A 3,207-nucleotide genomic window follows, 5' to 3' on the forward strand; every position below is an offset into this window, starting at 1 on the left:
ACGCTGGGGTACCGGGACGCGGTCGCCGTGAGCGACATCTTTTTTCATTAATTTCAAAAGCTTTGTTTGTTTAGGTGATTGTTTTACTCCTTGGATTTCTATTCCGAGAATCTCTTTTTCGAGTTTTTCTTTGTCAAAGAAATCTTTAAAGTTCGTAAATACAGGAACTACTTTAGGCTTTTTCTCTGTGCCTATATTCTTTTCTGCTTTTACTTTACGATTAACCCATGCTTGATAATGTAGTTCTTCTTGCACGTCAAGTTTTTTCAGTTGATAAGCTGTCATACGAACGCCGTACTCATAAGGAGTCATCAGCTCAATCTGCCGAATATCAGACATTCCTAAAAAACGAAATGAGTTAATAAGAATAGTTTCGTACATTTCAGCAGATGTTATTGTTTCGGTTTGTTTTCGTCCATCTGGCGCATTGCTAACTTTCCCGCATTGCTTTCTCTTAACTCTTTAATCACTTCATCAAACAAAGCCTCGATGTCTTCGTGATCGTCAATGAAATCATCTAATTCAGATTGTTTTACTTTTGGACTTTCAGTTTGGTTTGCCATATAAAGAACGTCTGATAAAGTAGCTACGTTTGTCGCTTGTAACTCAGGCAAAACTCTAGCAACCAACCCTAACCCAAATTGAATCCCTTCACGTTCGAAAGGCTTTCTTTTATCTATTTCACGAACAAATTTCACGCCAAATTTAAATGAGTACTCTTTACCATTAATTGTTAATTCCATTAATTCATCCTCCTATAAATAAAAGCACTCAATCAAGAGTGCTTAACCTTCTGGTGTTTGTTTTGTTGTATCTGTAAAGGCGTATTGAACAACTTCTGCTTGATCGTCTGTCAGAGTGGCATAGCCTTTTTGCTGACGTCCGAACACTCCGAATTCAAGTGAAAGCTCAACTGCATCTTCTGCCCCAGCTGACTGACCAAAACTGGTTAAGTATGCTTGTGCATACTTTGCCTTATACTTCTTATCATTCTCGCCAGTCCCTTTCTCTGCTTTGTCGATTTCCCATACTTCGATGATTTCGCCGTTGTCAAATGCATCATCCATTTCGTCGATATGGTCATCGCCCTTAGTCGCAATTGACGTACCAGATAGAGTGTACTCGATTGCGCCTAAGTTAATAGAGACACCATCTTTTGTTGCCGTTGTATCAGCGCTTCGTGTTTTGCTGTTTTCGTGATCCGTTTGGAAAGCCATCTTCCAAGCTGCTTCTTGTTCTGCTTTACTTTTAACTCGGTAAAGCAAAATTAAATCAATACCCTGTTTAGCCTCTGGCATTTAAATTCCTCCTATACATCTAAAATTAATTTCAATAATCGCTCGTTTGAGCGGTGTGTTTGTGCTTGTATCTGTTACTGTCTGTATGTCGCTTGCATTGGTGTCTAACGCCCAAGAATAAACGTCAGATGCGTTCACTTGCATCGCTTGTTCAAACAAAGCAGACGCCATCTCAGACACCTGTTTTCGCTTTGTGTGCAAACCCCATACAGAAATGACAATCACGACATTTCCCAAGACATGAGATTTGGTAGTAGAGTGAAGCGTTTGAGTATCTTCGAATTCAACAAAAGGATAGATTGCAGAGCTTGCTGGCTTGTAATCATAGGTTTGGTAACCCAATGCAAGCGAGCGTTTGAACATTTCATCAAAGATCGATTGTTCTCTTGTCTTCATCTACTCCACCAACTTATCCATATCTGATTTAAACTTCGCCTTCTGTTTATTGAAAGCTGGGCGCATGAATGGTTGAGCCGACTGAAACCTTGTGCCGTATTCCAAATAAGGCGCATAATCAGCGGTTGGCTTCACCTTTCCTGTTAAACCACCATCACTCAAATCCATATTGATCGATCGTCTCAAGTTACCGGTATCAACTGGCGCTTTACGCTGCGCTCCTTGTGTCAATTCCGCTGTGTTCTGCTTAACAACCTGCTTTACTTCTTTTAAATTCGTATTAGCCTTTAGTTTTTTAGTTAGCTCGCTAACACCTTTAAGTGATACATTCTTCCTAACCACCAAAAGCCACCTCCTGAACAATAAAAGTATTTTTCAATCGAAGATTACGCTCAGTGATAATCTCAAATTTCTCGTTTTTTCTCCTTAACTTGTTAAAAATTAAAACGTAATCCCATTCTTTTGTATAAGGTCTAAGCAAGCGAATGACTTTAGCTCCTTGTTTGATATCTCCAAACAAGGTCTTTGATCGGTCAGTTCCTAAATCGGTAACATTACCCAGTTTGACTGTTTTTACTAAAGTTGGTTCGACATGTTCGCCCAATTCAGGATCATAATGGCCATCTTTTTCGATAACGAAAGTTACTTCTGTGTCATATCTCATACGAATTTCGCCGCACTTCTATAAGGAGGGTTATTCCCATTTTGCTTCTTTAGGTAAGCAAAAATATCATCTTCAAACTCATCTAAAAGTTTTCCATAGGAGATCGACTCACCCTCTTGACCATACGAGCTCATCCCCTCGTTACCTTTGCGGTTAAATCGCTTGATCGTACACTCGACTACAATATAGTTTAAAGCGGCAGGAACGCTTTCTAAGAAGCCCAAACGCACACATAACTGGCTTGAAATTCGCTTGATAAAGTCAGCAAGTTGCTTATCCAGTTCTTCGTTATCAACTTCGAGCGACCGTTTCACTTCTTCTAAGGTTTCGTTCATGACTGCCTCCTTTCAAAAATAAAAAGGCTAGCCGAGTGACTAACCTTTCTTTTTAGATGATTTCGTTGATTTTTTTTCTTGTTTATCATCAGTTTCAATCGGTACCAAGAATCCACCGCCAGAAGCTTCAAGATTCTTCTCGATTTCCTCAAATCGTTCTTTCGTCAAATCAACTTCTTGGTCCAATTTGTAAGTTTCTTTCGTGTGAACGTCTTTGAAAACTTTAACTACTTTATACTTGGCCATACTAAATCACCTTACCCTTTCGGAATTGTTTCAAGAATGTACACAGCATTTGCTTGCTCAAAAGAAGGAAGCGAGATCATAGAAACTTTTGTCTCAACATTTACTGGATCAGCTTTCTTCATAGTCGTAATAGCAACACCAGTATCGACAACTGATACATTTGCTACATTCGGACTAGACATCAAGTCAGATTCTTCTGGAGTAGTACCAAACCATGTTTTGCCCAATGTTTGAGCTGGCAATAAAACAAACGTATTATCTGGGATAA

At 39.3% G+C, this 3,207-nt stretch carries 9 protein-coding genes; all 9 read right to left on the minus strand.

The window, feature by feature from the left end:
• Nucleotides 1-381: hypothetical protein (locus AB0Q96_RS39060; RefSeq protein ID WP_365334138.1), on the minus strand; the 381-nt coding region annotated here is incomplete at its 3' end.
• An 11-nt stretch (nucleotides 382-392) separates the two neighbouring features.
• Nucleotides 393-743 carry a tail assembly chaperone gene (locus AB0Q96_RS39065; protein WP_034687914.1) on the minus strand — a complete coding sequence of 117 codons (351 nt, stop codon included), beginning with the start codon at nucleotides 741-743 and terminating at the stop codon, nucleotides 393-395.
• A gap of 42 nt (nucleotides 744-785) precedes the next feature.
• Nucleotides 786-1,298 (minus strand): phage major tail protein, TP901-1 family, encoded by a 513-nt coding sequence (locus AB0Q96_RS39070; RefSeq protein WP_365334140.1) that lies wholly within the window; start codon nucleotides 1,296-1,298, stop codon nucleotides 786-788.
• A complete protein-coding gene (locus AB0Q96_RS39075) occupies nucleotides 1,299-1,694 on the minus strand; it encodes a phage capsid protein (protein WP_153830107.1) in 396 nt (131 codons plus the stop codon).
• Entirely contained in the window at nucleotides 1,695-2,036 is a 342-nt protein-coding gene (locus AB0Q96_RS39080) for an HK97-gp10 family putative phage morphogenesis protein (RefSeq protein ID WP_034687917.1), read from the minus strand.
• Entirely contained in the window at nucleotides 2,029-2,358 is a 330-nt protein-coding gene (locus AB0Q96_RS39085; protein WP_271523496.1) for a hypothetical protein, read from the minus strand. The genes AB0Q96_RS39080 and AB0Q96_RS39085 overlap by 8 nt, the downstream gene beginning before the upstream one ends.
• Nucleotides 2,355-2,693, minus strand: coding sequence for a phage head-tail connector protein (locus AB0Q96_RS39090; RefSeq protein WP_349520578.1), 339 nt, complete (start codon nucleotides 2,691-2,693; stop codon nucleotides 2,355-2,357). The genes AB0Q96_RS39085 and AB0Q96_RS39090 overlap by 4 nt, the downstream gene beginning before the upstream one ends.
• Nucleotides 2,694-2,732: 39 nt before the next feature.
• Nucleotides 2,733-2,939, minus strand: a complete 207-nt coding sequence (locus AB0Q96_RS39095; RefSeq protein WP_100495088.1) for a hypothetical protein — start codon at nucleotides 2,937-2,939, stop codon at nucleotides 2,733-2,735.
• Between the two features lie 11 nt (nucleotides 2,940-2,950).
• On the minus strand, nucleotides 2,951-3,207 hold a 257-nt coding region (locus tag AB0Q96_RS39100; protein WP_365334144.1), incomplete at its 5' end, for a major capsid protein.

The organism is Streptomyces sp. NPDC093111 (genome assembly GCF_040683955.1).
GTDB lineage: Bacteria > Actinomycetota > Actinomycetes > Streptomycetales > Streptomycetaceae > Streptomyces.

Excerpts from the sequence above, each read along its gene's own strand:
- AB0Q96_RS39065 (WP_034687914.1), bottom strand. The coding sequence starts at position 743 with ATGGAATTAACAATTAATGGTAAAGAGTACTCATTTAAATTTGGCGTG.
- AB0Q96_RS39070 (WP_365334140.1), bottom strand. The coding sequence starts at position 1,298 with ATGCCAGAGGCTAAACAGGGTATTGATTTAATTTTGCTTTACCGAGTT.
- AB0Q96_RS39075 (WP_153830107.1), bottom strand. The coding sequence starts at position 1,694 with ATGAAGACAAGAGAACAATCGATCTTTGATGAAATGTTCAAACGCTCG.
- AB0Q96_RS39085 (WP_271523496.1), bottom strand. The coding sequence starts at position 2,358 with ATGAGATATGACACAGAAGTAACTTTCGTTATCGAAAAAGATGGCCAT.
- AB0Q96_RS39090 (WP_349520578.1), bottom strand. The coding sequence starts at position 2,693 with ATGAACGAAACCTTAGAAGAAGTGAAACGGTCGCTCGAAGTTGATAAC.
- AB0Q96_RS39095 (WP_100495088.1), bottom strand. The coding sequence starts at position 2,939 with ATGGCCAAGTATAAAGTAGTTAAAGTTTTCAAAGACGTTCACACGAAA.